This is a genomic window from Protofrankia sp. CiP1_Cm_nod4 (genome assembly GCF_982290645.1).
In genome coordinates, this window is the sequence record NZ_CEVIVC010000014.1 from 50,129 (window position 1) to 53,319 (window position 3,191).

General features: G+C 68.5%; 2 protein-coding genes. Both read left to right on the forward strand.

Annotated elements, in window-relative coordinates; genetic code table 11:
- Nucleotides 1-1,236 (forward strand): acyl-CoA dehydrogenase family protein (locus tag AC5LSR_RS05055; RefSeq protein ID WP_493468202.1); only part of this gene is annotated, 1,236 nt, incomplete at its 5' end.
- A gap of 227 nt (nucleotides 1,237-1,463) precedes the next feature.
- Nucleotides 1,464-3,071: a peptide ABC transporter substrate-binding protein gene (locus AC5LSR_RS05060; RefSeq protein ID WP_250291522.1), complete on the forward strand. Its 1,608-nt coding sequence runs from the start codon at nucleotides 1,464-1,466 to the stop codon at nucleotides 3,069-3,071.
- Nucleotides 3,072-3,191: the final 120 nt, after the last annotated feature.

Below are 3,191 nucleotides of genomic sequence, written 5' to 3' on the forward strand. Positions count from 1 at the left end.
GGCTCTGTCAGCCCTGCCGGCCCTGCCGGCCGGGTCAGCCCCGCCGGCCCTGCCGCGCAGGGGCCGCCCCGGACCGGCAAGGAGATTCTCGAGCGCGCCCGGGCGGCCGCCCCGCTGCTGCGGGAGCGCTCCGAGGAGATCGAGCGCGCTCGGCGGCTGCCCCCGGACGTGGTGGAGACACTGCGTGCCACCGGGGTGTTCCGGATGGGCTTCGGGCGCCGGTGGGGTGGCCCTGAGCTCACCTCCGCGGAACAGACCGAGGTCATCGAGGCGCTGTCCTACGGCGACGCGTCCGCCGGCTGGTGCGCGATGATCGGTTCGGACACCGGGCTCTACGCCGCGTTCCTGGACGAGCCGGTGGCCAGGGAGATGTTCCCCAGCCTGGACATGATCACGGCTGGGCTGCTGTTCCCGACCGGGCACGCCGAGCGCGTCCCCGGCGGTTACCGGCTCACCGGCCGCTGGCAGTTCGGCAGCGGTATCACCCACAGCGACTGGGTGATCTCCGGGGCGTTCATCTACCGCGACGGCCAGCCGGAGCCGGGCCCGGACGGGGATCCGCACGACTCGCGGCTGATGATGGTGCCGCGCGAGCAGGTCGAGATCGTCGACACCTGGCACACCACCGGTCTGGCCGGCAGCGGAAGCTGCGACTACGTGATCACGGACGTGTTCGTCCCCGAGGAGCACACCCTCGTCTTCGGGGCCGTGCGCAACGGCACCGGCGCGCTCGCCCAGCCGGAGGTGCACATGCGCAACATGCCCGGCGTGCCGCTGGGCATCGCGCGCGCCGCGCTCGACCATGCCCGCGAGACCGTCGCCGGCCGGGCGCGCCCGTCGGGCGCCGCCGCGGCCGACGACTACCGCGTGCAGGTCGTCATCGCCGGCTGCGAGGCAGACTTCGTCGCCACCCGCAACGGGGTGTACGGCAGCATGCGGCGCCAGCACGACGTCCTGGCCGCCGGGGGCACCTTCGACGATCTCACCCCGGACGAGCGGGCCGCGCTGCCGCTGTCGCGCCTGCACGCCTTCCGAACGGCGCGGTCGATCGTGAGCCGGCTCTACGACCTGCTGCAGACCAGCTCGATCTACCGGCCGTCCCCGCTGGACCGGTGGCTGCGCGACACGAACACGATGTGCCAGCACATCGTCGCCCAGGACCGCATCCTGCAGTCGGCCGGTGCCCACCTGCTGGGCGGGCGGCCCGGCTTCCCGCTCTGCCTCGGCATTGTGTGACGTTCCCGAAGGCAGTACCCCGTCCGTGACCATGTGATTCGACATTCGTGTTGTCGGCGCGTTTCTCACGGATGGGCCGACGAAGGACCAGGTGTTCGGACCGGCCGCGGACGGTGGCCGCCCGCGGTCCCGTCGAACACGACTTCGGCGTCATCGACGTCATCGACGTCATCATTGTGAATGGAAAAAACATGCGACCATTTCGATTTCGATCCGCCGTCTGCTCCGTGGCAGTGCTCACCGTGCTGCTCGGCGCGTGTGGCACGAGCACCGGGAGCGGTACGGGAAATACGAGCGGCACCGGCCCGGGCGGGCAGTCGGTCATCAGTTACAGCCTGACCGAACCGGAGAACCCGCTGATCCCCGGCGACACGACGGAGGTCGGCGGCATCGGGGTGCTCGGCGCACTGTTCAAGGGCCTCGTGGAGTACGACGCGAAAACGGCCGCGCCGCGTAACGCCGTCGCCGAGTCCATCCAGACCACGGACGCAAAGGTCTATACAATCAGACTGAAGCCCGGGTGGACCTTCCATGACGGCACGCCGGTCACGGCCAGGAGCTTCGTCGACGCCTGGAACTACACCGCCTACTCCCCGAACAGGATGCAGGGCGCGAACTACTTCTCGCATGTCGAGGGTTTCAGCAAGGTGAACAACACGACGCCGGACGGCGGGCAGCCGGACGCCCTGCCGCCCGCGAAGGAGCTGCCAGGCCTGAAGGTCGTCGACGACAGCACCTTCGTCGTGACCCTGTCCGCGCCGTTCTCCACGTTCGCCACCCAGCTCGGCTACGCGGCCTTCTTCCCCCTGCCGGCGAGTTTCTTCGCCGACCGAAAGGCCTACGAGGGCCATCCGGTCGGCAACGGCCCGTTCCGGTTCGTTTCGCACACGAAGGGGAAGAACCTCGTCGTGCGGCGCTACGACAACTATGCCGGCGAGAAACCGCACATCGACGGCGTGGACTTCCGTTTCTACGCGAACCTCGACGACGCCTACGCGGACGTGCTGGCGAACAGACTCGACTATCTCTCGTTCACGCCGTGGTCGTCGACGGTCAACGACAGGATCAAGACTGATCTCCCGGACTCCCGTCGCGTCTCCTACAGGTACCTCGGATACCAGGCGATCGCTTTTCCCCTCTATGACAGGCGTTTTGCCGACGCGAGGCTGCGGCAGGCCGTCTCGATGTCCATCGACCGGGTCGACCTGATCAAGAAGGTCTTCAACGGCGCTCGGACGCCGGCCGACGGCCTGGTGGCGCCGAACGTGCAGGGCCACCTCGACAACCAGTGCGGGGAGCTGTGCACCTACCAGCCCGAGAAGGCCAGGAAACTGTTCGAGGAGACCGGGTTCCAGGGGCCGGTCGTGCTGACCTCCAACGTCGACTCCGCCAATCAGCAGTGGATGGAGGTGACGTGCGCGTCGATCCAGCGGACGCTCGGTCGGGAGTGCAGGTTCGAGCCGGTACCGACGCTCGGTGAGTTCCGCAGGAAGCTCGACGACAGGACGATAGGCGCGATCTACCGCACTGCCTGGGTGGCCGACTACCCGTCGATCGAGAACTTCCTCAACCCGCTGTTCAGGACCGGCGGCTCGTCCAACGTCGGCCAGTACTCCAGCCCCGCCGTCGACGCGCTGCTCACCCGCGCCGACGGGGCGCCGTCGCAGCAGGAGGGCGAGAAGCTCTACCAGCAGGCCGAACGGCTCGTGCTGCAGGACATGCCGACGGTCCCGATCTGGTACCAGAGCGCCACGGCCGCCTGGTCCGCCCGGCTGCGCAACGTCGTCCCCACCCAGTTCCGTGAACTGGACCTGCGCAGCGTCACGGTCTCCTGAATCCCGTTTCTCCAGAATCATTCTCTCGCAACCGCCGAACGCGCCGGTCAGGTAACCATACGTATCCCCCCGGACGATGGCACGCTTCGATGGACGCCGGCCACCGGAGAAGATCGGCGC